Annotated in this window: 3 protein-coding genes; all 3 read right to left on the bottom strand. The window is 28.2% G+C overall.

What is annotated here, in order from left to right; all coding sequences use genetic code 11:
* Positions 1–203: 203 nt before the first annotated feature.
* The 3 genes from IEV63_RS12865 to IEV63_RS12875 all read right to left on the bottom strand — a co-directional run bounded on the left by IEV63_RS12865 (position 204) and on the right by IEV63_RS12875 (position 1,518).
* The gene (locus IEV63_RS12865) at positions 204–458 is read right to left on the bottom strand and encodes a carboxypeptidase-like regulatory domain-containing protein (protein WP_188407223.1); all 255 of its coding nucleotides are present in this window, start codon (positions 456–458) and stop codon (positions 204–206) included.
* A gap of 41 nt (positions 459–499) precedes the next feature.
* A complete protein-coding gene (locus IEV63_RS12870) occupies positions 500–1,222 on the bottom strand; it encodes a GLPGLI family protein (RefSeq protein ID WP_188407224.1) in 723 nt (240 codons plus the stop codon).
* Positions 1,223–1,296: 74 nt separating this feature from the next.
* A complete protein-coding gene (locus tag IEV63_RS12875) occupies positions 1,297–1,518 on the bottom strand; it encodes a hypothetical protein (RefSeq protein WP_188407225.1) in 222 nt (73 codons plus the stop codon).
* Positions 1,519–1,960 lie beyond the last annotated feature (442 nt).

The following is a 1,960-nucleotide window of genomic DNA, read 5'->3' on the forward strand; positions in this document are numbered from 1 at the left end:
CTACTTTGTAGGAGCTTTCTCTTTTTTTGTTTAGTTGCAGAAGATTGACATATTTTATTGGTTTACACTTCAAATTAAGTTAAAAAAAACTATTCTAGCAAGGGAAAAATTGATTTTTTTTTTTTTATATTATTGATAATCATACAATTAAGAAGTGTTAAATTGTTTTGTGATTTCTTTATTCTATGCAAGTCAAATAGGCTTTATAGAAACCCCATGTGGTTAATTTCAATTTTGTAGGGTATGGCTTTTTTTAACTCCAACTTGTACCGCCCTTTTTCGTCACTTATAGAAAAGGTAATTTGTGCATCGGGGTTATCTATAGGGCTTGCAATGAGGTTGGTGTAGGGTAAGGCTATACCTGTGCTGTCTTGAACTGTGCCGGTTAGGGTTTGGGCGTTAAGGTGTAAACTTAAACTTGAGATAATAGTAATGAAAAGTAGTTTGATGTTTTTCAAGGAATTGATTTGAAAATCTAAAATTTGTTTTTAAAACTTATTTAAAACCTAATACTTCCATTAACTTTTTTTACATAATCTTGATATGTAATTATTTTTTTATCATTAGGGTCGATTTTGTCCAGAGTTACATTTTTAAACTTAATTTTTTGTACATAGTACACACTGTCTAGTTCGTGTAATTCAATAATTAAACCTGGTAGACCAAAATAATTTTTTGGGCCATAATTTAAATTTATATCGGTGGTAAACCAAGCTGTAACTTTGGTTTTAACTCCCTTTTCATTTTGTCTTATGGTTTCTGCTTTTATGCAGTTATAACCAAGTATTACTTTTTTTTCATCTGTTATTTTCCAATCTTCGTAAGGCTGTTTATCATAAAATATAATGAGATCTTCTCCCATAAAATTACCTTTATGATATATAGAGTTGTCCAGTATATTTATAAAATAAGTGCCTTTTACTAGTTTATTATTTAATACCTTATTTTTATCATTGTTCATAAAATTTAGCGTAGTAAAAACAGATTTCCCTTCATTAAACTTAAGAGAATAATAGCTTTCGTCAGATGATAGCAACTTTTGTTTTTCTTCAAATAACTCAACCATTATGCTTTTAAGGTCTGAGTTATCGATAGAAGTTGTATCGATATACATCTTCTCTACTCTTTGACCATACATAATTTCTCCTTTTTTATTTTGTGAGTATACCGAATAACTTACTATAAAAATAATAATAAAAAACCTTAATTTTTTCTTAAACATAAATTAGATTTTAAACAATAATTCCAATAGATAAAATTGGAATTATTGTATTTTAGATAATATGAATTTAAATGTTAATAATTACCGCGTTTTCTTTCACACCTTTCGTACACTTCAATACTTTCTTCCCATGCTTCGTCACTGCTTGCTCCGTTATTGTAATGAAAGGCAAAAGCATCATGTTGTAATTCAAAGCAATACTGTGATTGTGATTGTAGTCTAAGTTCATTTGAATTAAACCCACTGCTCCCAAAGGCAAATACGCCTAATACTAAAGTTAATACTAATTTTTTCATTTTGATAAATTTTTAAATTTTATTTGTTGTTCCCATCTTGGAACGATAATCCAACTTTCTTTTATAGAAATTGGTTAGATACTGTTTCTGCCTCAAATTTAATCAATAAAAATGTGTCTTTTTGCCCTATGTTTCGTTGTAAAAATAAACCGTAGCTAAGGCTATGCTTGATTTTTACGCCTTACCTATAACAAAAAACCATTATTTTTATCCTGAGTAAATTTAAAACAGAATCAGTATAGGTCATCATGAAAAAACGTACATTTGTATTTGAGTTTTGGATGTATGTTTTTCATGCATTTACGATGAGGAGCTTCTACTTTGTAGGAGCTTTCTCTTTTTTTGTTTAGTTGCAGAAGATTGACATATTTTATTGGTTTACACTTCAAATTAAGTTAAAAAAAACTATTCTAGCAAGGGAAAAATTGATTTTTTTTTTTTT

Source organism: Psychroflexus salis (assembly GCF_014640175.1).
Taxonomy (GTDB): Bacteria; Bacteroidota; Bacteroidia; order Flavobacteriales; family Flavobacteriaceae; genus Psychroflexus; species Psychroflexus salis.

Coding starts and splice junctions, on each gene's coding strand:
- IEV63_RS12875 (WP_188407225.1), bottom strand. CDS start 1,518: ATGAAAAAATTAGTATTAACTTTAGTATTAGGCGTATTTGCCTTTGGG.
- IEV63_RS12870 (WP_188407224.1), bottom strand. CDS start 1,222: ATGTTTAAGAAAAAATTAAGGTTTTTTATTATTATTTTTATAGTAAGT.